This window comes from Rhizobium sp. CCGE 510 (assembly GCF_000292525.1).
Classification (GTDB): domain Bacteria; phylum Pseudomonadota; class Alphaproteobacteria; order Rhizobiales; family Rhizobiaceae; genus Rhizobium.
The window spans coordinates 421,742-446,931 of sequence record NZ_AEYF01000044.1 but is presented as its reverse complement, the minus strand read 5'-3'; the positions used below and the strand labels follow the sequence as shown (position 1 = coordinate 446,931).

Below are 25,190 nucleotides of genomic sequence, written 5' to 3'. Positions count from 1 at the left end.
CTGCTCTATGAACCGGCTGCAGATGCTCGGGACAAGCCCGAGCATGACGAAAGAGAAGTCGGCAAGCGTTATTTCGATGGCGCCGGTTTTCGTCGGAACAGACCCTTCAGATTGTCGAAGAGTTCGACCTTGACGCCGTGACGCTTCATGATCACCGACTGCTGGGCGACCGAGAGCGTGTTGTTCCAGGCCCAGTAGATGACCAAGCCGGCCGGGAAGCTCGCCAGCATGAACATGAACACCAGCGGCATCCAGGTGAAGATCATCGCCTGCGTCGGATCGGGCGGCGTCGGGTTCATGCGCATCTGCAGGAACATGGTGACGCCCATGATCAGCGGCCAGACGCCGAGATGCAGAAGGGTCGGCGCCTGGAAAGGCAGCAGGCCGAACAGATTGACGATCGTCGTCGGATCGGGGGCCGAAAGGTCCTTGATCCAGCCGAAGAACGGCGCGTGCCGCATCTCGATGGTGATGTAGATCACCTTGTAGAGCGAGAAGAAGATCGGGATCTGCAGCGCCACCGGCCAGCAGCCGGCGATCGGGTTGATCTTCTCTTCCTTGTAGAGCTGCATGGTCGCCTGCTGCAGCCCCATGCGGTCGTCGGCGAATTTCGCCTTCAGCTCCTCCATCTTCGGCTGCATGCGCTTCATGTTCGCCATCGAAGCATACTGCTTGCTGGCGAGCGGGAAGAACAGCGCCTTGACGACGATGGTGGTGCACAGGATCGCCACGCCGAAATTGCCGAAGAAGCGATAGAAGAAGTCCATCAGCTTGAACATCGGCTTGGTGATGAAGTAGAACCAGCCCCAGTCGATCAGCCGGTCGAACTTCGGGATCGAATAGCTGGCCTCGTAGCCGTCGATAACAGGCACTTCCTTGGCGCCGGCGAAGACGAGGTTCTTGAGCTCGATCGATTGGCCCGGCGCAACGGTGAAGGCATCGTCCTTGTAGTCGGCCTGATAGCGCGGCTGGCCATCGGCAAAATGGGAGAAGCGTGCTTCATAGGCGGCACTCTGCGGCGGAATGATCGTCGCGGCCCAATATTTGTCGGTAATGCCAAGCCAGCCGCCAGTGGATTTCGCCGGCATGACGGCTTCCTTCTCGGCGGCGGCATATTTGGTTTCGACGAGGCCGTCATCGCCGATGACGCCGATGAAGCCTTCATGCAGGACGTAGACGGAGGGTGTCGTCGGCTTGTTGTAGCGCGTCACGCGGCCGTAGGAGGAGAGCGACGCAGGTGCCTGGCCGGTATTCTCGATCTTGTCGGCGACGGTGAACATATAGCGTTCGTCGACGGAAATCGTCCGCGTAAAAGTCAGGCCCTTGTCATTGGTATAGGAAAGCGTCACCGGCGTCTTCTCGGTGAGCTTGGCGCCTTCCGGCGCCGTCCACAGCGTCGAGGCGCCGGGAACGTCGCCCGTGGCGTCGCTGCCGATATAGCCGAGCTCGGTGAAGTAGCCGTCCTTGGTTTCGGCCGGGCTGAACAGGGTGATGGTCGGGCTCGAGTCGTCGACGGTCTCGTGATAGCCCTTGAGCTTCAGGTCGTCGAGCCGGGCGCCGGCAAGATTGATCGAGCCGGAAAGCGCAGGAGTATCGATGACAACGCGCGGGGTCTTTGCGAGCGCCTGTTCGAGCGTCGCCGTGGCGACGGCTTGACCGGAAGGCGCCGTGCCACTCGTCGGGGCCGGCGTCGCACCGTCGGCTGCAGGCTGCTGCACCTGTTCGGTCTTCTGCTGCGCCTTCTGGGCTTCCTGCGCCTTGCGCTGGGCTTCGATGCGCGGATTCATATAGAGAAACTGCCAGCCGAGGACGATCAGCACCGAGAGAGCGATCGCAATGAAGTAATTGCGGTTTTTTTCCATCATACGTTCCTGGGGCGTCCGTCTCCGGAGCGCCGGGGTTTCGGCCTGGTTTCCACGCGAAATTTCAGTTCCGCGGCCAATTCTTTGAAGGACGCCTTAAGCACGTCCCTGCGCGCGACAACCACATAGTCGTGTCCGGGCTGCATTGCAAACCCCGCATGAAGCCGCACCGCCTCTTTCAGGCGGCGGCGCATACGGTTCCGTTCGACCGCGTTGCCATGTTTTTTGGTGACTGTGAAACCGACACGGGCTTGGCTGTCGGGTTCCTTCCGGTCAAGGACTTCGAGAAGGAAGAATCCGCCGCGGCGTTTTTCGCCCTCGCGCACGGCAAGAAACTGCGGGCGGCTCTTCAGCCGCCCGACAGTGTGTTTTTCTTCTTTGGTCGTCAATTCGCCCGCCATCTCTTCTCGGGCAACCCGGCCTTAAGCCGAAAGACGCTTGCGGCCCTGCGCGCGGCGGGCAACGATGACCTTGCGGCCACCCTTTGTGGCCATGCGCGCACGGAAGCCGTGGCGACGCTTGCGAACAAGCTTGGATGGTTGGTAGGTACGCTTCATTTATTTAAACACCGCGGAGTGCGGCCCTTCTTGAATTTGCAAAGTGCAAGGAGCGTTATTTTTCGAACGGGCGAGCCATGAAAGGCTGAATGACCGGACGTGCGGCGGCTTATACGGATGAAGCCTATGAAAGTCAATTATACCGGATAATTTCACTTCGAGCCGCTGGCTTGCCAAGTATTTTCGCACTCTGGTGTTAAGAATTTCGATCTGCCCCAACTGGTTGTGGTTATGCCGCCGCCGCAGATCGATAGCCCGATTTTCAGGGGTTTCCGCGTTTCGATCCACGCCGACATGGATAATTTTCCGCCGCCATAATCGTAAACATTGGAAATCTAACTTTAATAAATTTCGCCGATATTCGGATCATCGGCTGGAATTTGCTTTCCAGACAGTGGCGTAGCTAGGAGACAGTGCATTGAAGATCCGCGGCAAAATTAATCTGCTGGTTTGCGTGATGGGCGCAGTGGCGCTTTTGATCGGCGCAACGGCGTTGTCGGCCATGCACGAATACAATCGCAACCTGACCGCCTATGAGGAGGCCGCTGCCCGCGCCTATGCCGGCGAACGCCTCAATCGTTTCGTGACGGCTGTGGTCATGGAAGCGCGCGGCATCTATGCCGCCAAGACGATCAAGGACACGCCGAACTTCGCCAAGGGCATCATGACCGATCTCGAGGAGATCGATAAGGTCATCGCGGGCTGGGCGCCGCTTGTGACTGAGGCCGAGAAGGATGATTTCGCCAAGCTCGTCGCCCGCGCCGCGGAATTCCGTACCTTCCGCATGGAGACCGCCCGTCTCGGCACCGAAGTCGGCCCGGAGGCCGCCAGCGCCCAGGGAAACAATGACGCCAACCGCGCCAACCGCAAGGCATTCCAGGCCGAAATCGACGCCGTCGTCGCCACCGACAAGGCAGCGCTCGAAACCGTCAACACCGAGATCGAAAGCTTCCGCACCTGGGTGCTGATGCTGGTCCTCAGCATCACCGGCATCGGCATCGCCGTCGGCATCGGCATGGGCTTCTATATCGGCACCAGCCATCTGAGCCGTCCGATCAAGCGCGTCACCCGGGCGATCAACGAGGTCGCCAGCGGCAATTTCGAAGCCGAAGTTCCCTTTGCCGGGCGCCAGGACGAAATCGGCGAGATGGCCGCAGCAGTCGCGGTCTTCAAGGCTAACGGTCTTGCCATCAACCGCCTGAACGCTCAGGAGGCGGCGATGCGCGCCAAGAGCGACGACCTGCAATCGAGCATGTCCGTCGTTGTGGCTGCGGCTGCGGCCGGCGACTTCGGCCACCGCATCAGCAAGGACTACGAGGACGAGAACCTCAACCGCTTCGCCGGCAACATCAACACGCTGCTGTCGAGCGTCGATGCCGGCATCGGCGAGACCCGCCGCGTCATTGCAAGCCTTGCCGATGGCGATCTCACCCAGACGATGAACGGCAACTTCCAGGGCGCCTTCGCCGAGCTGCAGCAGAACGTCAACAACACGTTCGTCACCCTGCAGGCGACGATGCGCGAAGTGCGCGAGACGACGGAAGCGATAAACGGCAACACCGCCGAGTTGCGCAACGCCAGCGACGACCTGTCGAAGCGTACCGAGCAGCAGGCAGCCGCCCTCGAGCAGACCTCGGCGGCGCTCGATCAGATCACCGCCGTCGTCCAGAATTCCACCGAGCGGGCGCATGAAGCCACCGTCATGGTGTCGGAAGCCAAGGACAAGTCAGGCGCTTCCGGCGTCGTCGTCGGCAATGCCGTCGAGGCTATGGGCCGCATCGAGCAGGCATCGCGCGAAATCAGCCAGATCATCAACGTCATCGACGAGATCGCCTTCCAGACCAACCTGCTGGCGCTGAACGCCGGCGTCGAGGCGGCACGCGCCGGAGAGGCCGGGAAGGGCTTTGCGGTAGTCGCCCAGGAAGTGCGCGAACTCGCCCAGCGTTCGGCAAAGGCCGCCAAGGACATCAAGGCGCTGATCACCAAGTCGGGCAACGAGGTGCAGGTCGGCGTCAAGCTCGTCCAGGCGACCGGCGAGGCGCTTGCCGAAATCGGCACCCGCGTCATCGCCATCAACGATCATATCCATTCGATCGCCACGGCTGCGACCGAACAGTCGACCGGCCTCAAGGAAGTCAATACGGCCGTCAACCAGATGGACCAGGTCACCCAGCAGAATGCTGCGATGGTCGAAGAGACCTCCGCCGCCACGCACAGGCTTTCGGCCGAAGCCGGTGGGCTGGTGCGGCTAATTTCCCGCTTCAAGCTGGCCGATGATGCACCCGCCCCGGTGGCGCTTGTTCGCAACGAGCCGCAAAGGCCAGTCGCTTCGCCCGCCCGCCGGGCGATCGCCAAGGTCGCCCGCGCCTTCGGCGGCAATGCGGCGGCCGCCGAACAGAGCTGGGAAGAATTCTGATCCTCGGAGCCATTCCAGGAAAAGTGTGAAGCGGTTTTCCGTTCGGAATTGCGTAAAACAAAAAGACTCGATCATGCACCTTGAAACGCCGCCTCCGGGCGGCGTTTCTTTGTGACGACGTGACGCTGCTCGCAAAGATTTGAAAGCGGAGCGTTTTGGTCTAATATAGAGCTGCAGAGCATGATGCCGAAAAGTGTGAGCGGTTTTCGGACGACATCATGCTCTAAAGCATGTCGCGCAAAAGTGTGCAGCGGTTTTGCGGCAACGACATGCGTAAAAACAAAGAGCTAAAGCGCAAGGAGCGAATCTGAAAGATCGCGACGCGCTTTAGCTAAATAATCGAGCACAGGATTGCTTTCGGGTCGGCCGACCTGAAACCAATCCTGTGCTAGCGGTGAGGGGCGGCTGAAGTGCTGCCGATCGGGCGAGACGATAATGCCGGTTCAAGATCAGGGCGACAATCCTTCGGCGGAAATCCCCGCGGCCGGCGAGGCCGCAAGGGCGCCGTGCCCGTCTGCAGGCATGTTTGGCGGCATGTTCGGCGGATTGTCGGGCAAGCTGCTCTGGCTCACCGTGTTCTTTATCATGCTCGCCGAAATCCTGATCTTCTTCCCCTCGGTCGCCAGCATGCGCATCCGCTGGCTGGAGGACAGGCTGAATACGGCCGCTGCCGCCGCCATCGTCATCGATGGGCTGCAGCCGGTCGAGCTGCCGCGCGCGCTGCAGAAGGAGACGCTGGAGGCGACCGGCACCAAGGCGATCGTGCTGCGCAAGGATGGCACCTCGCGGCTGCTGGCGACGACCGATATGCCGACCTCGGTCGACGAAGCCTATGATCTCACCGACGTGCCGCCGGCAACGGCGATACGCGATGCGCTCGACACCTTGATCTTCGGCGGAGGCAGGATGATCCGCGTCTACGGCCCCGTCGGCGACACCAATACCGGCGTCGAGGTGGTGATGAAGGACAGGCAACTGCGTACGGCGATGTTTGCCTATTCCCGCAATGTCCTCCTGCTGTCGGTGCTGATCGCGCTGTTCACCGCGACGCTGATCTTCTTTGCGATCAACCGCATCCTGATCGGCCCGATCCGCCGGCTGACCGGCAGCATGCAACAATTTTCCTCCGATCCCGAGAACCCTGCCCATATCTATATCGGCGATGGCGGCCGCGATGAACTGGCGGTCGCCGGCCGCAACCTCACCTCGATGCAGATGGAGCTGCAAAAGACGCTGAAGCAGCAGAAGAACCTCGCCGCTCTCGGCCTCGCCGTCTCCAAGATCAATCACGACATGCGCAATATCCTGGCGTCGGCGCAGCTGATGTCGGACCGGCTGGTCGATGTCGATGATCCGATGGTCAAGAGCTTCGCCCCGAAGCTGTTGCGCACCATCGACCGCGCCGTCGGCTATACCACCGAGGTGCTGTCCTACGGCAAGGCGAGCGAATCGGCCCCGCGCCGCCGCCATGTCCTGCTTTTGGAACTCACCCAGGACGTCAAGGATATGCTGGCGATCGATCCGCAAAGCGGCATCGAATTCACCGAGCAGATCGGCGCCGATCTCAAGGTCGATGCCGATGGCGAGCAGCTGTTCCGGGTTATCCACAATCTCTGCCGCAACGCGCTGCAGGCGCTGACCGCGCCGGGCGAGGGCGCCCCGGGCGCCGTCAGACGCATCACCGTCGCCGCCCAGCGTGTCGGCAGCGTCGTCAGCATCACCGTGGATGATACCGGCCCCGGCATGCCGCTCAAGGCGCGCCAGAACCTCTTTGCCGCCTTCCGCGGCTCCGCCCGCTCCGGCGGCACCGGCCTCGGCCTGACGATCGCCCGCGAGCTGGTGCTCGCCCATGGCGGCACGATCGCGCTGGTGGAAAAACCGACGGTGGGCACCCAGTTCCGCATCGAGATCCCCGATCGCCCGGTTTCGCTGGAGGATTACCGCAGCCGGACGCACATCGAAAAGTGACAGGATTTCAGAAGCTGCGGCCGCAAACTGTTAAACGCGCGATTTTTTCCGAAATGCTATTGCATTGTCCCGAAGGACGCTTTAGAGGATCGCCCACGCAAGCGGCATCGCCGCAATTGCACGCACCCGTAGCTCAGCTGGATAGAGCACCAGACTACGAATCTGGGGGTCGGGCGTTCGAATCGCTCCGGGTGCGCCATTTCCTCTTTTTCATTGCAAGCCTATGTTAAGGCCTTGAACGGGAGCTCAAATCCGCCGTTCTAAATCCTTCATTCCGCTTATACCTTGGCCTATCGGCGAAGCTTAGTTTCAGCACCGCGCGGCGATTTTCCAATCTCCCACAATTCCCTGAGCATCGAAGTCCAGCCAAGACTTCAGATTTTCTTGGCGGTACCGCCGCGATATGGCAGAATGAACACATGAAGAACAAGGTAGATATTTCCGACGATCTTAGCCGTCGCATCGACATGCTGGCAGAGCGTTCAACTTTGACACGTAGCCAGATTATCGAAGACGCGCTTTCCCATGGTCGCTCTCTTGCGTGGCAGGAAAAATGGATCGCGGGCGTTCAGGCGGGGATCGAGGACGCCGACAGAGGCAGCTTCGCCACGGATGAAGATATTGCCGCGGTGCTGAACAAATACAGTCAGGCATAACAGCCCCGTGCGCCTTGTCTGGACGAAACGCTATCTCAAAGAGCTTGCAGACATCAACGATTATATCGGCGAGCGAGACCCGCGCGCCGCGGCGCGCGTCGTCAATGACATTCATTCAAAGACGGAGAAGCTTTTATCCGCCAATCCCTTCATAGGGCGTGCCGGCGAAATCAGAGGAACACGCGAGCTTGTTATTCCGGCAACGCCTTACATCGTTGCCTACCGCGTTCGAGACGACCATATCGAAGTTCTGTTCGTCCAGCACGGCGCGCGTGAGTGGCCGGACGAGGTCTAATCGTCCTGGCAATGCGCCGACGAGATCAGCGTGCGACGCTACCCTGCCATCAAGCGATATCGGACTTCCCTGGTCCCTCGAAGGAGCTATGTCCGTTGATAGGGGAAGAAAAAGCTGATGCGAGGGAAGGAAGTTTGCCGTGACAATTTCAGAATTATGGACGGTTTCCAACCGACATCAATTTCCCTTGCCGGAATTTCAGAACGGCGATGAAATCAGGTTTCCCGGCGCTTTGGTGTCGGCATTGCTTGATCGGTTTACAAAATCGGGAGACGCCGTCTTCGATCCCTTCGTGGGCTTGGGAACGACGTTTTTCGTCTGCGAGCAGAAAGGCAGGCTGGCTTACGGGATAGAAGCCGACCGGCAGCGATATGAATGGGTCAGGGAACGCATAACGGCAAAGGATCATCTCTTCTGTGGTGATTGCGCGGAGCTGGCAGCCTTCGATTTTCCCGAGATGGATTTTTGCATCACATCGCCGCCATACATGCCCAATTGGCATAAATGGAACCCGCTTTATAACGGCGATCCGGAGTACAGCGGCTATGACATCTATCTGAAAAGAATGCAGGAAATATACGGCCGGATCTGCAAACGCATGAAGACGAACGCCTATCTGGTCGTTCAGGCCGATAATCTGACCAACGAACAATTCTCCCCCCTTGTCTGGGATCTGGGACGAGCTTTGTCGGAGGTGATGACGCTTGAGGGGGAAATTATGGTGAATTGGTCTGAAGCAGTGGGAAACGGTAACCGGTTCACACAGTGCCTCGTGTTCAAGAATGCAAGCGGATGAAAAGTTTGCCGCGACCGCAACTCCAGTGATCGCTCAAGGCAGCGAAGCGACAAACTATTGCTTCGCCGGGAAGTCTCTTTCATAAGCTTCCCTTTCTTCCTTCCCGAACACGGATGAGTAATAGCCGCTGCAAACCAGATATGAGCACTCATCCGGGTTGCCCGTTTGCCATCCGGGCAGGCAGAGTACGACGCGTTGGAATTTGGCGTTGCAAAGACCGTGGTTTGCCAAGAGCCGCGGCTCGTTTTCGAAATATGCGCTTATGGCTTTCTGGCGAGTCCATGCAGGAACGACTTTCCAATCAGCGGCGCCGCCCTCAGCGCTCACATTGCCGGTCGCACAGAGCGACCAGTTGGAAATCACGACCGGCTGATCGCAGGGAAAGGCCTGGACGGCGCTTCCGAGCAGGATCGAAACCAATGCCAGCAGCCGCTGGCCATAGACCATCGCGCCCGTCTCCCTCATGCCACCCTTTCGCATCCTGGCCTCCACCGCGTGCAATTTCCTGTCCCTGACGGGATCAGGTGATCTCAAAAGACGCCCTAAGATTTTTTTCCTAGTTCATGAAGTGTTCTTACGCTGGATTGCTCGCCGTTGCAACCATGGAATGTTGAATGTTGTCGAAGAATATGTGGCGATTGGCGATGTGGACGCTGGGCCGGTCTTTCCAACAGCACGCGTGAAAGACGACAAAAGCCACACCAATTCCGGAAACCGCTGGCTCGTGCCCCTTAGTAGGGGCAACGAGCCTAACAGAGCCCCAATTGCCCTGACCCTACTCCTTGATCGGGATGCCGGCTTCGATCGCAGCTTCGATGAAGGCCTGCCGCGCCTCTTCCCGGTTTCGTTTGCCCGACATGACATCGGCGCAAACCGCGCAGGCCCGATCGAGCGCCGGACCTTCCTCGGTCGGCCAGTCTTCGACCAATGCCCATGTTGCGGCCTGGGTCGTCTGGATGACCACCCACTGATCCGGGCCTTCAAGGGCCAACGTCACCGGCTTCTTCCAAATGGTTTGCATTGTCTCAGGACCTCCGCTGCGTGCTCTCTGCCGCCTCCTCACATAAGGCGGTTTATCCCGCGTGGCGAGGTGACTGCTGGAACGAGATGTTTTTTTCCAGCAAAGCCGATTGCAGGCTTATGCGGCGCCTCTCATTTGACGGGGCGAGCGGCTGAGTTGAGGGTGCTGAGGCCATGCAGGATGACGCTGCCTGATATCGCCGAGCCTAGTCGAGCGATAGCCGTGCTGCGCACCAATGCCATACCGCATCGACCGCCTTTCGCGGTGATGACGAGCGTTTGCGGATCAGGAAATAGTCCGGTTCGATGACCGTCGTCGCATCCGTCACCTGCACCAGCCGCCCGGCCTCGAGATCCGCCGCCACGAACGCCCGGCACGCCAAGGCGACGCCCTGGCCGGCCAGCGCCGCATCGAGGGCCAGCGTGGTGTGGTTGAACACCGCACCCGGCAGCTTCTCGCGCGATCGCAGGACGAGCGGCCAGGGGCTGACTGCGTCGTGCAGAAGCGGCAGCCTGCGAAGCTCGTCGGCCGCCAGCGGAAGCCGCAGGTCCTTGACCAGATGGGGGCTGGCGACGGCGACCAGCTCCTGGCGGAACAGCAGCCTCGCCTCCAGCGAGGCTGGGAAAGGCCCGCGGGTCAGCCGCACCGCAATATCCACCTGATCGCGGTCGAAGTCGGACAGCGCCTCGGTGGCGACCGTCCGCAGTTCCACGTCGGGAAGCGCCACCTTGAACTCGGCGAGCCGCGGGATCAGCAGCTTGGCGGCGACGGTCGGGGTGACGCTGATCGTCACCGCGTCCGGCCGGGCGAGAAGCCGCCCGGTCGCCTCACCGAGCGTATCGAAGGCGCGGGTCACATCCGCCAGATAGGCAGCGCCCTGCGGGGTCAGAGCCAGGCCGCGCGGCAGGCGTTGAAACAGCATCAGGCCGAGTTGATCTTCCAGCGTGCGCACCTGTTGCGCCACCGCCCCCTGCGACACGCCCAGCTCCTCGGCGGCAGCGCGGAAGTTCAACCTGCGGCCCGAGACTTCGAAGGCGCGCAGAGCATTCAGCGGCGGCAGCTTGCGGCGGGGTTGGACCATTGGGTTTTCCGGGACTGTCCAGTAGATTTTCTACAGTCTGACATGTTTCTTTCTGAGGCGAAAGTCAGCGCCGTCTCTGCCATACTGCTTCGCAATTCAACGATTGGAGGCCCCGATGTCTAGAGAAAAAGTCGCTCTCATCACCGCAGGCGGTTCCGGCATGGGTGCCGCCGCTGCAAGGAAACTGGCTGCGGATGGCTATCGCATTGCGGTGCTCTCCTCATCGGGTAAGGGCGAGGCGCTCGCCAAAGAATTGGGCGGTGTCGGCGTCACCGGCTCGAACCTGGTGAACGATGATGTGAAGCGGCTCGTCGATCTGGCGATGGAGAGATGGGGGCGGATCGACGCGCTGGTCAACTCTGCCGGCCATGGGCCGCGCGCGCCGATCCTCGAAATTACCGACGAGGAGTGGCACAAGGGCATGGAGGTCTATTTCCTCAGCGCCGTGCGGCCGATCCGGCTGGTCGCGCCGATCCTGGAGGCCCAGGGCGGCGGCGCCATCGTCAACATCTCGACGGCATGGGCTTTCGAACCGTCGCCGATGTTCCCCACCTCGGCCTTCGCCAGGGCCGGGCTGGCGACCTTCACCAAGATCTTTGCCGATACCTATGCCGCGAAGAACATCCGCATGAACAACGTCCTGCCCGGCTGGATCGACAGCCTGCCCGCCACCGATGCGCGGCGCGACAGCGTGCCGATGGGCCGCTATGGCACGTCCGAGGAAATCGCCGCGACGGTTGCCTTCCTGCTGTCTGAGGGGGCTGGCTACATCACCGGCCAGAACATCCGCGTCGACGGCGGCATTACCCGTTCCGTTTGAGCTAGAGCCTTTCCTGGTTAGATTGAAGCATTCTGCCGGAGCAGGTTTTCGTCAGGGCGGAGGCGATTGGCGATGGGTATACCCCCAGGTATGTCCGAGCCGATCGCCTCTGATCCTGGCGGAAAGATGCCCGGCCCTTCGGGTTGGCTGAAACGGGCCGGCTGATCGACCGGCCGGCTTGGCCGTAGGGCTTGGCTACGACGCGCGCCGGCCGGTCGACCATCCGACTCCGTTTGAGCCAACAGAATGCTTCAATCTAACCAGGAAAGGCTCTAAGCCATGGAGACAGATCACGAAGCCGTGCCGTTGAACCTCGCTGATATAGACGCTTCCACATGGCGAGAGCTGGAAACGGCGGCGTCCAGCCCGCAGTCGGCTTTCCGGTTCTTGAACCTCTGCTCCGTGGATGCGGAGCAGAGGCCACAGGCGCGCATGGTAGTCTTGCGCCGCGCTGACGGGTCATCACGGGTTCTGGAATTTCACACCGATACGCGCAGCCCGAAATGGCGGGAGCTTTCGGCAAATCCCCGTGTCACGGTCCTCGGCTTCTGCGCGCAGACCCGGCTGCAGTTTCGGCTTCGAGGCACCGTTGAACTGCATGCCTCCGGCAGCGATCAGGCCAACGCCGCCTGGGACAAGCTCTCCACCTGGACCCGGACGACCTATGCCGGTGGTCCACCTGGGGACGACCGTGCCTTTGACGCCATCGACGAGGCGGCTCCGTCGAAGGCCGTGGATGAGGCGAAGGGAAAGCCGCATTTCGGCCTGTTGATCTTTCGCGCCCGGACGCTGGACTGGTTCGAGTTGTGCAGGCAGGACAATCGAAGGGCGCTGTTTACCTATGATGCGACGGGCGCGCTTGCGGCCTGTCGATGGGTCAATCCATGAAAGGGGCCGGGCGCCCCCTCATGGGCGCAGCCGGACAACGATCGAAGCTCTCGGGACGCGCAACTGTTCGGCCATCGCCTCCAGATCTTTCACGTCCGTTCCCACCAGAACAAAACGGCCATCCATGATCGGCGCTCTCATCCAGGGTTCCATGACGACTCTATCTTTGACCAGCAGCTGCGTCTGCCGTCCCAAGGCTGCCTGCGTAGTGTGGTGATTTCATGCTGACTGGCCTCTGACATCGAAGGGTATGGCGGTGGCCTTCCAGCTGAGATCAGCCCCCATCCGGCACTCTTTTCCATGAGGCGCCGTCGCAGATGCGATAAGAGCATTTGTCCTTGTCGCCCTCATCCCATCCCGGCCAGCAGATAACGACGCGGTGGAACTTGGCGTTGCAAAGCCCGTGATTGGCCAGTGCACGTGGATCATTCAAGAAATACGGGCTTATGGCTTTGCTGCGAGTCCATACAGGCACGGCCTCCAATCTGCGGCGCCACCCTCTTCGCTCAATGAAGCGATCTGACAGGACTTCCAGTTGGACAGCACGATGCGTTGATCGCAAGGAAAGGCATGAATGGCGCTGACAAGAAATATCGAAAGCGATGCCAGCAACCGCTTCCCGTAAATGCCAACCATTCGCATCTCCCCTGTCACGTGTGATTCATCCCTGCCAACATTCTAGCAGGAAGACCTCGGTGATATAAAGATCAGAACTAAGAATATTTTCCTAGTCCATGGATCGTTCGTGCGCTAGGCTGCACGCAATTGCAACCATGGAATGCCGGATGTCGAGCAAAATTTTCCCCGTTGGCGAGGTGATCGTCTGGACGAGCTTCGGCCGTCGCCCGCAGAATTTTCTGCCTCGCAAGGTGGGCGTCTTGCCGAAGGATGGGCCGGCAATAAGGGCGAGGGGCTGATGGTGGAATTCAACCCGCGCGACAAGAGCCGCACCAGCGCCGGAAAAACGCGGGCGATGGTGCGCAAGCATACCGCTCCGCCAAGCGGAACGGATGACGGCAGCCTTCGCTGGCAGTGGTTGACGATCCAGCTGCTGGCATCGCCGGCTTTCACGACATTGAGCGCCAATGCCTGCCGCGCCTTCTTCCGCATCGTCATCGAGCACACCGCCCATGCCGCCCTGGAAAACGGCAAGCTGATCGTGACCCATCCTCAGTTCGTGTCCTACGGCGTCACCGGCGAATACGTCGCCGATGCGCTGGATGAACTGGAATATAAGGGGCTGATCAAAGTTCGCCGCGGCCGGGCAGGCAGTGGGGTCGCGCATCCCAACCGGTTCACGCTGACATTTGTCGGCGACCATGAGGGCGCGCCAGCCACCGATGAGTGGAAACAATGCACGGCTGAAAAGTGCCGGAAATGGTCCGAGACCGACCGCAAGCTTGCCGCCGACAAACGCGGGCGCCTCGGCAGGAAGAAAAAAATCCCACTTCGGGATCCCGAAATTCCACCGCTTCGGGATTCCGAAATCCGTCGCGCTTCGTGAGCTGTGACTCTCAGGAAATATTGAGGGATTTCAATGCCCCAGCCAATTTCGGGATTCCGAAGTGCTATATAGAGTTTGGTGGGAGTTCCCTAACGAAGGCACTTTGCCACGATCAGAAACTCCGTCTCCCGCCCGCCGATCCTTCCGGCCGAAACCGTGCGCAACAGAAGGCCGAAGGCTTCATAGAGCCAATAAAGCGGGGGAATCCGGTCCTTGAGCGCGTGCACCTGCGTCGACACATACTCACCGACGAAGACGATATCCATGCCGAGTTCCTTCAATGTCCCGGCAATCTCCGAATGGGATGCTTCTGCGGCGTGTTCGACGCGAAAGGGAGCATAGCCCGGCTTTCCCGCGTTTTTCTGCCGCAGGACGTAGCGATAGAACAGAACGTGGGTCCACCAGGGCGTGAGGTCGGTGAAGATCCCTTTGGCTGAGCTCAGGATCGGACCCTTGACGAAGACCAGGCCACCGGGAGACAGCGTATCATGGGCTCTCAACAGGGCAGAGCGCGGGCTTTCCAGATGTTCGAGAACGTCCCAGAAGACACAGGCGTCGAAGTGACGATCTCCATAGTCGATGGTTTGCGCATCGCCGAGAATCCGCTCAGAAGCGTCGCGGTTCTTCTCGAGCTGCTCTTTCGAGATGTCCAGGACCGTATATCTGGCTCCCTCCAAGGGGATATGGGTGCGAGAGCCGCCACCAACCTCAAGGATATCTGCGTTGATCTTGCTGGAAAACGCCGATCGCGCGTGCGACAGCGCGTCGTTCACCCACGGCGAAGCCATAATCTTTCTCCCCCGGAGAGATTAGTGTCTACGCCTATAAGCAAGCATTAATATAATATTTAAGCAATATTTAAACTTCCGGTGTCGCGGCACCCTTCCCGGTGACCTGCATTAGTTTCGCGCAACCTTGCTGATGTAAGCGCAGGTCTGATGATCTCACAGGCGCTTCGGCCGGAGGAATGCATGACGGTGGGAATTTTTCGGGCTCTGGCTGCCCTGGCGATGATGACGGCGCTTGCCGGCTGCATCGACCATGCCAATGATCCGGTGCTCCTGGCGGTCGGCGTGCCGGTCAATCCGGCTGCTGTTGCGCACGGTATTTGCATGACCGACGGCAACGCCATGTATGACGAGGCGAGGAGACAGTATCAGCTGCGCGCCCAGCTGACGGGCTATGCGCAAGCCGATGAGCTGGAGGCGGAGACGATAGCGCGCGCCGCGGCCCACCGGCAATATGTCGCCTGCCTTTCAGGCCAAGGCTACCGGACATTCTACGCGAATTGAGAACAGAGAATTCGTAGTTCCGCCCAGCGCCGTTTGAGCGCTACTGTTGATCGCGACTTTTCACGTTTTTTGGCGTTTTAGTCACGCCGGATCGCCTGCAATCACGAGTTTAGGAAGTTGCAGGCGAGCCCCGGAACTCCGCCGGTAGGAAACGCATTTTCATCAGGTAAATCCACTAAGGAGGGTTTATCATGAAGATGTTCAGACTTGTCCCTTCTACCGTCACGCTCAGCGCCCTTCTCGCCCTCGCGTCGATCGCCCCAGTGCAGGCAGCCCCCGCCCAGATGATTCGGCCGCCCGATGTCCAAGCCGTAAAAATGTTGCAATATAAACCACATGTCGGATCCTGGCATGGCTATCAAGGCTTTCGCACCGAGCGCCCCGGCACCCGCCGCCATTCCGACGGCTACTGGTATCCGCTTGCCGCCTTCGGCGTCGAGCCCGGCGCCACGGGCTCGATCGTCCGTCAGCCTGTGAACCGACCGGCAGCCCCGGAAATGTGCAACCCTACGTTCTCAGGATCGATCGGCCCCGGCAGCATGCCCTGTGATAACGGCTATTGAGCCGGCAAATGAAAGAGGCGGCGATGAGCCGCCTTTTTCTCGGTCATGGCGCCGCTCACATGTCCGTGACCTCCGCTTTGCGCCGTAGATTGTGACAGATCGCCTTCCTAGCTCCGGGGCGTAAATTCGCTAGATCCTCCCAAGGAGACGACTATGACAACGACTTTCAAGACCGGCCTGATGGCCGCTGCCCTCGGCGCAATCCTCGGCCTCTCGGCCTTCTCGGCTGTGGCCGCTCCCCTGCAATCGAGCGCGACGGAGCAAGGCGCGACCACACGTCCGGTTGCCCAGCAAGAAACCAAGGTTGAACACGACAGGCGCACGACCGGCTCGATCGGCCAGGAAAACTCCGGCTCGACACACTATATGGCGAACCCGAAGAAGCCGCTGAACATGGATTGCAAACTCGGCTTCAATCCGACGAGCAGCTCCAGCTGCAATTACTGAGGACGCTTCGGCGTTTCGCGATCGTGAGCAGCCCGTCCGGGCTGAAGGGGCGGCCTCCGAGCCGCCCTCGTTTCGTTGACAGCCTCGTTCTCCCGGCGTCATCCTCGGCCTAAAGCAGCTCACGGCCGAGGATCTTCTGCCCATCCACGGGCAGCAGAAGAACAAGCCCGAGCACGACGAAAGGGCGGTTGGCATGTCTTTCCTCAACTGTCGTTCGTACAATGTTGCATCAAATGCAAAAATGCAATAAGTACAGAATCAAGTCATTGTTGATGGTGGCGCTGCAAAAAGCCGCATCGGAGAGCGATTGACGCATCTGCCTTGGAATTGCCATGCTCGCCGCGATGGTCGTTTTTCATAATTAATCGAATTTCAGACAGGTGGGATAATCATGACCGCAAAGGCAGCATGCGCCGATTTCCTGCATTTTTTTCGCTCCTGGATCAGCAACCCGCTTCGGGTCGCGGCCATCGCGCCGTCGGGCGATTCCCTTGCCAGGATCATGACCAGTGAAATTGCCGCACTCGACGGGCCGATCATCGAGCTTGGCCCCGGCACCGGCGTCTTCACCCGGGCACTGCTGGCGCGCGGTGTCAGCGAGGCGGATCTGACCCTGATCGAGTACGGTCCGGAGTTCATCACTTCGCTGCAGGCGCGGTTCCCGACGGCGCGCGTGTTGCAGATGGATGCGGCCCATCTCGCCCATGCCGATATTTTCGAGGGCGAACCGGTTGGCGCCGTTATCAGCGGCCTGCCGCTATTGTCCATGTCGCCGCGCAAGATCGCCTCGATCCTGGCCGGCGCTTTTGCCTATATGCGGCCGGGCGGAGCGATCTATCAGTTTACCTATGGTCCGCGCTGCCCCGTGCCCCGGCCGATCCTCGACCGTCTTGGCCTGAAGGCGGTGCGCATCGGTGGCACGGTGCGCAACCTGCCGCCGGCCTCCGTCTACCGGATTTCCCGCCGCAAGCCGCTGGAGCTGTCGCGCGAGCGCTTCAGCTATCGTGAGAGCGAAGCTGAACTCGACGATGTCGCCGCCTTTTCCAGCGAAACCGGCGGCTGAACGAAGATGCCGGATAGGAATGGCTGACAGCAAGCCGACTGCGACTGGGGAAGGCAGGCGGCAACGCAAGCGGCGGCAGACGCGCGAGCGCATCGAGCAGGCGGCGATGACCCTCTTTCTCCAGCGCGGTTTTGACGCCACGACCGTCGAGGACATCACCGAGGCGGCCGATGTCTCCAAGCGCAGTTTCTTCGATTATTTCCCTTCCAAGGAAGAGGTGGTTTTCGCCTGGCAGGATGGCTTCGCCGATCGGCTGATGGCCGAGATCGCCGCAAGGCCGGCCGAAGAACCCTCGGTGGCCGCGGTCGAGGCGGCAATCACCGCCACCGTCATCGCCTCTGTCGACGAGCGTGGCCTGGCCCTCAGTGAACTCATCCGTCGCACGCCGGCGCTGAAGGCCCGCGACCAGGTGAAATATGCCAGGCTCGAACAGAAGCTCGCCGAGGCGCTGCTTTTGCGCAAGCGAAACGATCCGGGCGAGCGCTCGCGCATGCGCGTGCTTGCGGCGGTCGTCATCGGTGCGCTGCGCGTCGGGGCCGAACTTTGGCAGCAACGCGAGCCCGGCGCCTCGCTGCACGATTTCGCCCATGAGATCTTCGCCGAACTGTGGAAAATCCTGGCGGAATTCGGCGACGAGGCAAAGAACAGGTTTTGACGGACGCGTCGAAAGGAGCGGTTCGCGCTCCATCCGTTCGATGTCGATGTTTTCAGCGCCGTCACTGTTATCCCTGCGGTGCCGTCCTATATGTGCAAGCGTCGTAGCGGCCGCATTCTCATTCATCGCCCCGATGGGCGGGGCTCACCATGCCGGGCAGCGCTTCGATCAGGGCAGACATTTCGAATTCTAAGGCATCTCCAAAAGCCTCGGCGTCCGTGCCGCGGCCATCGAACCGGGCGGCTTACGGCCGCTCCATCGCCTTCGAACGATTTCATTGACCAAGAGAGGAAAGACCATGTCCAGTCATAACGCAGCCAAGTCAGGCAGCTTCAAGATCGGCGGCGATATCGAGATCAACCGTCTCGGTTTCGGCGCCATGCGCGTTACCGGTAACGGCATCTGGGGCGAGCCCGCCGATCATGCCGAATCCATCCGCACGCTGAAACGTCTGCCCGAACTCGGCGTCAACTTCATCGATACCGCCGATTCCTACGGTCCCGATATTTCCGAATGGCTGATCAAGGAGGCGTTGCATCCCTATGGCGTCAAGTCCGTCGTCGCCACCAAGGGCGGCCTGACCCGCCACGGCCCCGATATCTGGCTGCCGGTCGGCCGCCCGGAATATCTGATCCAGCAGGCGCATAAGAGCCTGCGCAATCTCGGGCTCGAACAGATTGATCTCTGGCAGCTTCACCGCATCGATCCGAAGGTGCCGGCCAAGGAGCAGTTCGATGCGATCAAATCGCTGCTCGATGCCGGCCTCATCCGCCATGCGGGCTTAAGTGAAGTCTCCGTCGCCGACATCGAGGCGGCCTCGAAACACTTCAAGGTGGCGACCGTCCAGAACCGCTATAATCTCGTCGATCGCACCAGCGAGGACGTGCTCGATTATTGCGCCAAGCACAATATCGGCTTCATCCCCTGGTACCCGCTCGCCGCCGGCGATCTCGCCAAATCAGGTTCGCTGCTCGACACGATTGCCAAAAAGCACAATGCCGCGCCGAGCCAGATCGCGCTCGCCTGGGTGCTGAAGCGCAGCCCGGTGATGCTGCCGATCCCCGGCACCTCGAAGGTCAAACATCTCGAGGAAAACGTCGCCGCCGTCGATATCACCCTGTCGGAAGAGGAATTCTCGGCGCTCGACGCTGAGGGTCGGAAGGTGTTCAAGGCGGCGTGAAGGAAGCTGGCAGGGGCCAAAGGCTGCCCCTCACCCTAACCCAACCGGGTCGAGCCGCTGGTCTCGACCCCGGTTGGTGCCGGCAGGCGGAGCTGGGGCAATCTGTCGGCAATCTCCCAGGCCTCATTTTTCGGCAAAATTTTGACCACCTGGTCAAACATGCTGCAAAATGAGGCGACGACCTGTTAATTTCAGGGCAAGCCTTGCGTTCAGTGCATTGCTGCATTGCGGTATTTTCGCTGTTCCTGCTCGGGCGAACGCGGTACATATATCTCCGTAAGCAGCGCACTCCTCCTCCCAGCGCTCTTACATCGGACTGACAACACTCCTCCTCCCAGTTGTCAGTCAGGATCAAGAGCCCGGCGCACCTCCTCCCGCGTCGGGCTTTTTTCTTTTCCACCCTACCTCTCCATCGCGCGTAATTTGACTCTGCAAGCACCAACGGCCTATTTGAACGGGCGCCGTCTGCCGGTGCGTGCACCGGTTGGAGTTTAGTCATGATCGGCAAATGGCGCGGCCCGCGGGCGGCTATGACAGGTCTTCTGCTTGCGGCGTTTGCGCTTGCCGGCTGCGGCGGCAGGCCGGTCGGTGTCATGCAGGCAGCCGGCAGCGTGCCGCCGGGCACGTCGAAAGTCGATCTTCTCGTCGCGACGACGCGCGCTGCCGATGACAATCCCGCCGTGCTTTTCTCCGGCGAACGCGGCACCGGACTTACCGTCAATGCCGTCGATGTCTCGATCCCGCCGGAGGCCAATCGCAAGGTCGGCCAGGTGCAGTGGCCGAGGCGGCTGCCGGCCGATCCGCTGCGCGATTTCGTCACCGTGTCCGTCGATCCGCTCGAAGGCGAGCGGGCCGGCGAGACCTGGCTGAAAGGCCACATGCCTAAGAGCCGCCGGGTGCTGGTCTTCGTGCACGGCTTCAACAATCGCTATGAGGATGCCGTCTACCGCTTCGCCCAGATCGTCCACGATTCGCATGCCGACGTCGCCCCCGTCGTCTTCACCTGGCCTTCGCGCGGCAGCATCTTCGATTACAATTACGACAAGGAAAGCACCAACTATTCCCGCGACGCGCTGGAGGAGCTGCTCACCCGCACCGCCGCCAATCCCGCCGTCAGCGACATCACCATCATGGCCCATTCGATGGGCACCTGGCTGACCGTCGAAGCGCTGCGGCAGATGGCAATCCGCAATGGTCATGTCGCCGGCAAGATCAACAATGTCATCCTCGCCTCGCCGGATCTCGATGTCGACGTGTTCGGCCGCCAGTTCGTCAGCCTCGGCAAGGACCGGCCGCACTTCACCATCTTCGTCTCGCAGGATGATCGGGCGCTCGCCTTGTCGCGGCGCATCTCCGGCAATGTCGATCGCCTCGGTCAGATCGATCCCTCCGCCGAACCTTACCGCAGCAAACTCGAGGCGGCCGGCATCACCGTGCTCGATCTGACCAAGCTCAAGGGCGGCGACCGGCTGAACCACGGCAAATTCGCCGAAAGCCCCGAAGTGGTGAAGCTGATCGGCGACCGGCTGATTGCCGGCCAGACCATCACCGATTCCAATGTCGGCCTCGGCGAAGCCGTCGGCGCGGTGGCGATGGGGGCTGCCCAGACGGCGGGGAGTGCCGTCAGCGTCGCCGTCAGCACCCCGATCGCGATCTTCGATCCGCGCACCCGCCGCAATTACGACGCCCAACTGAAGCGTCTCGGCCAGTCGATGAACAATACCGTCGGCTCGGTCGGCGACAGCGTCGGCGCCGGCCTGCCGGAAAGCCAGTAAAATTCCACAGAGCAATTCCAGCATCTAGGCATCACCACCGATCTGATATATCAGAGTGACGAACGGCAATTCTGTCTGCCGTCTGGGTGGGTTGATGCATGGCGGATGAGACGAAGAAGCGGGTGGTTGTCGTCGGCGCAGGTGTGATCGGCGCCTCGATTGCCTTCGAGCTGCAGCGGCGTGGGCTCGCGGTGACGCTGGTCGACAAAGGCGAGCCCGGACGCGGTACCTCATTCGGCAATATGGCAAGCATCGCGCTCGATTTTGCCGCCGGTTCCGGCCCCTCCACCTGGAAGAAAATGCCCGGCTGGCTGCTCGATCCCGAAGGCCCGGTCTGGCTGCGGCCCTCCTATGCGGCAAAGATGCTGCCCTGGTTCCTGCGTTTCCTCGCCGCAGGCCGGCCATCGCGCCTGCGGCAGATCGAGGATGCCGGCATGAGCCTGTCGCAACGGGCGCTCGGCGATTTCAGGCAGATGCTCGAGGCGATCGGCGCGCCCGAGATGATGACGGAAGAGGGGTGTCTGGCGATCTACGAGACCGAGGCGGAATTTGCCGCCGACCGCGGCCATCTTGCCATGATGCAGCGCTACGGCCTCGAATTCGAAGTGTTGAGCAACGGCGCCATCCAATATTACGAGCCGGCGCTTTCGCCTTCGATCGCCAAAGCCGTACTCCTGCCCGACAATAAGTCGATCCGCGATCCTTACAGACTGGTGGTGAAACTCTTCGACGCGGCACGAGCTGCCGGCACGATTTTCGTCTCCGGCGCGGTCAGGAATATCGAGCACAGGGGCGATGGCACCGCAGTCGTTCTCCTCGAGGATAACAGCCGCATTGAGGCGGATTCGGTGGTGCTTGCCGCCGGCGTCCACACCCGTTTCCTCGCCGAAAAGCTCGGCGAGCCGATCCCGCTCGAAACCGAGCGCGGCTATCACACCCAGATCATGAAGCCCGGCATCGCCATGCGTTATTCGGTGATCTGGCCGCATCGCGCCTTCATGGTGACGCCGACGGCCGGTGGCATCCGTGTCGGCGGCAATGTCGAGCTGGCCGGTCTCGACGCCGCGCCCGATTTCCGCCGTCCGCGGGTGCTGGTGCGCCATGCCCAGCGGGCGCTGCCCGGCCTCAAACTCGAGGAGGCGACGGAGTGGATGGGCCATCGCCCGGCGCTGCCCGACACGATCCCGATCATTTCGCCGTCGTCGAAGATGCCGGGGGTTTTCTACGCGACCGGCCACGGCCATCTCGGCCTGACCTATGCGGCAACGACAGCCCGGCTGATCGGCGATATGATGACCGGCACCGAGCCGCCGGTCGACATGACCCCGTTCCGCATAGACCGATACTGATATCCGCGTCACCCGTCATGCCTGATCTGGAGTTTTGATATGAGATGGAAGCGCACGATCCAGCTGCTGGACGTTCATGCCGAAGGCGAGATCGGCCGCGTCGCAATCGGCGGCGTGCCGAAGATCCCCGGCGATACCATCGCCGCCCAGCTGCATTGGCTGAACACCGATCCGAAGGGCGACGAGCTCCGCCGCTTCCTCTGCCTGGAACCGCGCGGCGCCCCGATCGGCTCGGTCAACCTGCTGCTGCCGGCACGCCACCCGGAGGCGGACGCCGCCTTCATCATCCTGCAACCGGACCAGGCGCATGCGAGTTCCGGCTCGAACTCGATCTGCGTCACGACGGCCCTGCTCGAATCCGGCATCGTCGAGATGCAGGAGCCGGAAACCACAGTCACGTTGGAAACCGCAGCCGGCTTGGTCAAGGCGACGGCAACCTGCCGCGACGGGCGTTGCGAGAAGGTCCGGCTGACCATGGTGCCTTCCTTCGTGCATGAACTCGATGTCGAGATCGATACGCCGCATTGGGGAAGGATCAAGACCGATCTCTGCTATGGCGGTATCTTCTATGCGCTCGTCGATGTCGACCAAATCGGTCTCAAGATCGAGAAGGCCAATGCCGCCGGGCTCGTCCAGGCCGGCATGATCCTGAAAGAGCTGATCAACCGCAACATCAAGGTCGTCCATCCGGAGATCCCGGCAATCTCTGGCGTCGCCTATGTGATGTTCCGCGATACCGAGGCCGACGGCACGGTGCGCACCTGCACCACCATGTGGCCGGGCCGGGCCGACCGCTCGCCCTGCGGCACCGGCAATTCCGCAAATCTCGCCACCCTCTATGCCCGCGGCAAGGCCAAGATCGGCGACGTCTTCACCTCGAAATCGATCATCGGCTCCGAATTTGAGGTCGGTCTGCAGGCGGTAACCGAGGTCGCCGGCCGCCCGGCCGTCATCCCGACCATCACCGGCCGCGGGTTCACCTTCGGCCTGACCCAGGTGGCGCTCGACCCCTTCGATCCGCATCCCTGGGGCTTCGCGCTGACGGACGTCTGGGGCCCGTCGGCTGGAGAGATCTAGACCGGGAAAGGCAATGTGCCTCAATTCTCTCTGACCGCAGCCCATCAACCGCGTTGCAAAATCCTGGTGTTGACGTGACCTGTGGCGATCTCCTCGATCGGCGCCGGTCTACCAAGCAGATATCCCTGGCCGATGTCGCAACCCAGTTCCTGAAGCCGCTGACGCTGGCTCTCCTCTTCGATGCCTTCGGCCGTTATCGTCACGCCAAGTCCGGCGCCGAGAGCGATAATCGCCTTGATCACCTTGTCCTGCTTGTCATTGGTCTCGAACGAGGCGACGAAACTCCTGTCGATCTTGATCTTGTCGAACCGGTAGTTCGACAGTTGGGAAAGACTGGAATAGCCTGTTCCAAAGTCGTCGAGGGCAATCCTGACCCCCGCATTCACCAGATCGTCGAGAACGATCCGTGCGGTGATGGCGTCCTGGATGATGGCGCTCTCTGTCACCTCAAGCTCGACTCTGTGCGGGGGAAGGCCGACATCGCCCAATATTTTGAGAATTCGCAGGCCCAGCAACCGGTCGCTCAGCTGGATCGGAGAAAGGTTGAACGACAGGACGATCTCGCGTGGCCAGGAAAGCGCATCGGTGCAGGCGCGCCGAAGCAGCTGGTCCGTCAATTCGACGATCAGACCGGCGTCCTCTGCCACTGGAATAAATTCGCTTGGCGGGATGAATTCGCCGGAAGCCGTTTTCCAGCGTGCCAGCGCCTCGAAGCCGATGATCTTGTTCGCCTTCAGGTCCACGAGCGGTTGATAATGGGGAACGATCTCGGCCTTCCTGATGGCCGCCCGCAGATCGCCTTCCATGCGAACCCGTTTCGCCAGATCGTCCTGCATCGAAGGCACGAAGGGCTTAACCCGATCGCGCCCCTGCTTTTTCGCCACAGACATCGCACAGTCGGAATGTCGAATGACTTGACCGAGGTCATCGCCGTTCTCCGGATAAAGTGCGAAGCCGACGCTGGCGCCGAGATCGATGGCGACACCATTGAAGGTGAACGGCTTGCCGATCACGCTGACGATCCGGTTCCCCAAAGCGGCAAGGTCGGGATTTCCCGTGCGCCGGGCCAGAACGACGAACTCGTCTCCACCAAGGCGGAAAACGTGCTCACGGGGAAAGAGGGCGGAGAGCCGCTGAGCCACAGTCTTCAGCACCGCATCACCGTGATCGTGCCCCAGCAGGTCATTGACCTTCTTGAAGCCGTCGAGATCGATGCTGAACACAGCATAGGTTTCCTGCGCCCTTTGATCGATCATCGCCTGCGCGCATATGGAATCCAGAAATCTGCGGTTGGGCAGCTCGGTCAGCGTATCGTGACAGGCAATCCAGTCCACGTTCTTTTCGGCCTGCAGCCTGCGGTTAACCTCCCGCGAAAGATCCCGGATCCGCAGCGCGGAATAGATCAGCCCCAGAAACCCCGAGATGTTCAGGGCGAGGAGCGCGTGGTCGAGCGGATAGCCGTGATGCTGCTCGATGAACCCATCCAGCCCCTCATGCCAATGGAACTGCCAGGATAGGCAGAAGAGAAGCAGGAAGATCGAGATCCAGACCAATATCTCCATCTGGGGTCTGGTTGGTTGGATGCGACGCATGGAACAGGCTCCTGTTGGGTGAAGAACCATCATGGCCAGTTCGCGGGACCGCATAGTCCCCTAGATATTTCCAACACCGCCACAATTCATTCGGGCGGAATTAAGCGGGCCGGCTTTTGCCGTCGTTGATCAAGCGTACAGCACCGACCAGCCCGAAAGACTATCTGAACTTCGAACGTTAATGGTGGGTTGCCGGGACGACGGCGCTGGCATTTCGCTGCGCAGAACGGACAGCTTTCCCGCAAACTGGATGGGGTGTCACCGATCTAAAGCTTGGCGCAGGCTACTGAAGGTTAGGGGTAACACCCCACGTGTCCGAGATCATGTAGCCGT

26 protein-coding genes, 1 tRNA gene and 1 pseudogene are annotated in these 25,190 nt (G+C 60.8%); 19 read left to right on the top strand and 9 right to left on the bottom strand.

The window, feature by feature from the left end; all coding sequences use genetic code 11:
- Positions 1-68 precede the first annotated feature (68 nt).
- The 3 genes from yidC to rpmH are packed head-to-tail and all read right to left on the bottom strand — an operon-like array spanning position 69 to position 2,419.
- Positions 69-1,862 (bottom strand): membrane protein insertase YidC, encoded by a 1,794-nt coding sequence (gene yidC / locus RCCGE510_RS22230; RefSeq protein WP_007633701.1) that lies wholly within the window; start codon positions 1,860-1,862, stop codon positions 69-71.
- Entirely contained in the window at positions 1,862-2,263 is a 402-nt protein-coding gene (gene rnpA / locus RCCGE510_RS22225) for a ribonuclease P protein component (protein ID WP_007633698.1), read from the bottom strand. Before rnpA ends, yidC begins: the two co-directional genes overlap by 1 nt.
- Before the next feature lie 21 nt (positions 2,264-2,284).
- On the bottom strand, positions 2,285-2,419 hold the full coding sequence (gene rpmH, locus RCCGE510_RS22220) for a 50S ribosomal protein L34 (RefSeq protein WP_007633697.1): 135 nt from the start codon (positions 2,417-2,419) through the stop codon (positions 2,285-2,287).
- Between the two features lie 418 nt (positions 2,420-2,837).
- Between rpmH and RCCGE510_RS22215 the strand changes: the two genes are divergently transcribed.
- The 6 genes from RCCGE510_RS22215 to RCCGE510_RS22190 all read left to right on the top strand — a co-directional run bounded on the left by RCCGE510_RS22215 (position 2,838) and on the right by RCCGE510_RS22190 (position 8,550).
- On the top strand, positions 2,838-4,835 hold the full coding sequence (locus RCCGE510_RS22215; protein WP_007633695.1) for a methyl-accepting chemotaxis protein: 1,998 nt from the start codon (positions 2,838-2,840) through the stop codon (positions 4,833-4,835).
- Between the two features lie 435 nt (positions 4,836-5,270).
- Complete coding sequence (locus tag RCCGE510_RS22210) at positions 5,271-6,803, top strand: HAMP domain-containing sensor histidine kinase (RefSeq protein ID WP_007633692.1); 1,533 nt, start codon at positions 5,271-5,273, stop codon at positions 6,801-6,803.
- A gap of 122 nt (positions 6,804-6,925) precedes the next feature.
- A tRNA-Arg gene (locus RCCGE510_RS22205) sits at positions 6,926-7,002 on the top strand.
- Between the two features lie 220 nt (positions 7,003-7,222).
- Positions 7,223-7,459: a ribbon-helix-helix protein, CopG family gene (locus RCCGE510_RS22200; RefSeq protein ID WP_007633691.1), complete on the top strand. Its 237-nt coding sequence runs from the start codon at positions 7,223-7,225 to the stop codon at positions 7,457-7,459.
- 7 nt (positions 7,460-7,466) lie between these two features.
- Positions 7,467-7,754, top strand: a complete 288-nt coding sequence (locus RCCGE510_RS22195) for a type II toxin-antitoxin system mRNA interferase toxin, RelE/StbE family (RefSeq protein ID WP_007633690.1) — start codon at positions 7,467-7,469, stop codon at positions 7,752-7,754.
- A gap of 139 nt (positions 7,755-7,893) precedes the next feature.
- Positions 7,894-8,550 carry a DNA methyltransferase gene (locus tag RCCGE510_RS22190; RefSeq protein WP_037079423.1) on the top strand — a complete coding sequence of 219 codons (657 nt, stop codon included), beginning with the start codon at positions 7,894-7,896 and terminating at the stop codon, positions 8,548-8,550.
- Between the two features lie 54 nt (positions 8,551-8,604).
- Here the strand turns inward: RCCGE510_RS22190 and RCCGE510_RS22185 are convergent, their stop codons facing one another.
- The 3 genes from RCCGE510_RS22185 to RCCGE510_RS22175 all read right to left on the bottom strand — a co-directional run bounded on the left by RCCGE510_RS22185 (position 8,605) and on the right by RCCGE510_RS22175 (position 10,652).
- Complete coding sequence (locus RCCGE510_RS22185; RefSeq protein WP_037079420.1) at positions 8,605-9,030, bottom strand: hypothetical protein; 426 nt, start codon at positions 9,028-9,030, stop codon at positions 8,605-8,607.
- 295 nt (positions 9,031-9,325) lie between these two features.
- Positions 9,326-9,571, bottom strand: a complete 246-nt coding sequence (locus tag RCCGE510_RS22180; protein ID WP_003588894.1) for a DUF982 domain-containing protein — start codon at positions 9,569-9,571, stop codon at positions 9,326-9,328.
- A 205-nt stretch (positions 9,572-9,776) separates the two neighbouring features.
- A complete protein-coding gene (locus tag RCCGE510_RS22175) occupies positions 9,777-10,652 on the bottom strand; it encodes a LysR substrate-binding domain-containing protein (protein ID WP_007633685.1) in 876 nt (291 codons plus the stop codon).
- Positions 10,653-10,767: 115 nt separating this feature from the next.
- Between RCCGE510_RS22175 and RCCGE510_RS22170 the strand changes: the two genes are divergently transcribed.
- Positions 10,768-11,472 (top strand): SDR family oxidoreductase, encoded by a 705-nt coding sequence (locus tag RCCGE510_RS22170; RefSeq protein ID WP_007633684.1) that lies wholly within the window; start codon positions 10,768-10,770, stop codon positions 11,470-11,472.
- Positions 11,473-11,751: 279 nt separating this feature from the next.
- The gene (locus RCCGE510_RS22165) at positions 11,752-12,360 is read left to right on the top strand and encodes a pyridoxamine 5'-phosphate oxidase family protein (RefSeq protein ID WP_007633683.1); all 609 of its coding nucleotides are present in this window, start codon (positions 11,752-11,754) and stop codon (positions 12,358-12,360) included.
- Between the two features lie 274 nt (positions 12,361-12,634).
- Here RCCGE510_RS22165 and RCCGE510_RS35640 read toward each other — a convergent pair.
- A pseudogene (locus RCCGE510_RS35640) lies at positions 12,635-13,002 on the bottom strand (hypothetical protein).
- A gap of 143 nt (positions 13,003-13,145) precedes the next feature.
- On the opposite strand from RCCGE510_RS35640, the gene RCCGE510_RS35985 reads away from it, so the two are divergent.
- The gene (locus RCCGE510_RS35985) at positions 13,146-13,277 is read left to right on the top strand and encodes a hypothetical protein (protein WP_276310676.1); all 132 of its coding nucleotides are present in this window, start codon (positions 13,146-13,148) and stop codon (positions 13,275-13,277) included.
- A complete protein-coding gene (locus RCCGE510_RS22155; protein ID WP_037079551.1) occupies positions 13,277-13,864 on the top strand; it encodes a hypothetical protein in 588 nt (195 codons plus the stop codon). The genes RCCGE510_RS35985 and RCCGE510_RS22155 overlap by 1 nt, the downstream gene beginning before the upstream one ends.
- A gap of 89 nt (positions 13,865-13,953) precedes the next feature.
- On the opposite strand, the gene RCCGE510_RS22150 is transcribed toward RCCGE510_RS22155, so the two are convergent.
- Complete coding sequence (locus RCCGE510_RS22150) at positions 13,954-14,652, bottom strand: class I SAM-dependent methyltransferase (protein ID WP_007633681.1); 699 nt, start codon at positions 14,650-14,652, stop codon at positions 13,954-13,956.
- A 183-nt stretch (positions 14,653-14,835) separates the two neighbouring features.
- On the opposite strand from RCCGE510_RS22150, the gene RCCGE510_RS22145 reads away from it, so the two are divergent.
- The 9 genes from RCCGE510_RS22145 to RCCGE510_RS22105 all read left to right on the top strand — a co-directional run bounded on the left by RCCGE510_RS22145 (position 14,836) and on the right by RCCGE510_RS22105 (position 23,265).
- The gene (locus RCCGE510_RS22145) at positions 14,836-15,156 is read left to right on the top strand and encodes a hypothetical protein (protein WP_007633679.1); all 321 of its coding nucleotides are present in this window, start codon (positions 14,836-14,838) and stop codon (positions 15,154-15,156) included.
- 191 nt (positions 15,157-15,347) lie between these two features.
- Positions 15,348-15,719 carry a hypothetical protein gene (locus tag RCCGE510_RS22140; protein ID WP_007633677.1) on the top strand — a complete coding sequence of 124 codons (372 nt, stop codon included), beginning with the start codon at positions 15,348-15,350 and terminating at the stop codon, positions 15,717-15,719.
- A gap of 153 nt (positions 15,720-15,872) precedes the next feature.
- A complete protein-coding gene (locus RCCGE510_RS22135) occupies positions 15,873-16,166 on the top strand; it encodes a hypothetical protein (protein ID WP_007633676.1) in 294 nt (97 codons plus the stop codon).
- 391 nt (positions 16,167-16,557) lie between these two features.
- Positions 16,558-17,229 (top strand): methyltransferase domain-containing protein, encoded by a 672-nt coding sequence (locus RCCGE510_RS22130; RefSeq protein WP_007633675.1) that lies wholly within the window; start codon positions 16,558-16,560, stop codon positions 17,227-17,229.
- A 19-nt stretch (positions 17,230-17,248) separates the two neighbouring features.
- Entirely contained in the window at positions 17,249-17,884 is a 636-nt protein-coding gene (locus RCCGE510_RS22125; protein WP_007633674.1) for a TetR family transcriptional regulator, read from the top strand.
- A gap of 298 nt (positions 17,885-18,182) precedes the next feature.
- Positions 18,183-19,064 (top strand): aldo/keto reductase, encoded by an 882-nt coding sequence (locus tag RCCGE510_RS22120; RefSeq protein WP_007633673.1) that lies wholly within the window; start codon positions 18,183-18,185, stop codon positions 19,062-19,064.
- A 497-nt stretch (positions 19,065-19,561) separates the two neighbouring features.
- The gene (locus tag RCCGE510_RS22115) at positions 19,562-20,839 is read left to right on the top strand and encodes an alpha/beta hydrolase (protein ID WP_007633672.1); all 1,278 of its coding nucleotides are present in this window, start codon (positions 19,562-19,564) and stop codon (positions 20,837-20,839) included.
- A gap of 98 nt (positions 20,840-20,937) precedes the next feature.
- The gene (locus RCCGE510_RS22110) at positions 20,938-22,188 is read left to right on the top strand and encodes an FAD-dependent oxidoreductase (RefSeq protein ID WP_007633671.1); all 1,251 of its coding nucleotides are present in this window, start codon (positions 20,938-20,940) and stop codon (positions 22,186-22,188) included.
- 39 nt (positions 22,189-22,227) lie between these two features.
- A complete protein-coding gene (locus tag RCCGE510_RS22105; RefSeq protein ID WP_007633666.1) occupies positions 22,228-23,265 on the top strand; it encodes a 4-hydroxyproline epimerase in 1,038 nt (345 codons plus the stop codon).
- Between the two features lie 44 nt (positions 23,266-23,309).
- Here the strand turns inward: RCCGE510_RS22105 and RCCGE510_RS22100 are convergent, their stop codons facing one another.
- Positions 23,310-24,857 carry an EAL domain-containing protein gene (locus RCCGE510_RS22100; protein ID WP_037079417.1) on the bottom strand — a complete coding sequence of 516 codons (1,548 nt, stop codon included), beginning with the start codon at positions 24,855-24,857 and terminating at the stop codon, positions 23,310-23,312.
- Positions 24,858-25,190 lie beyond the last annotated feature (333 nt).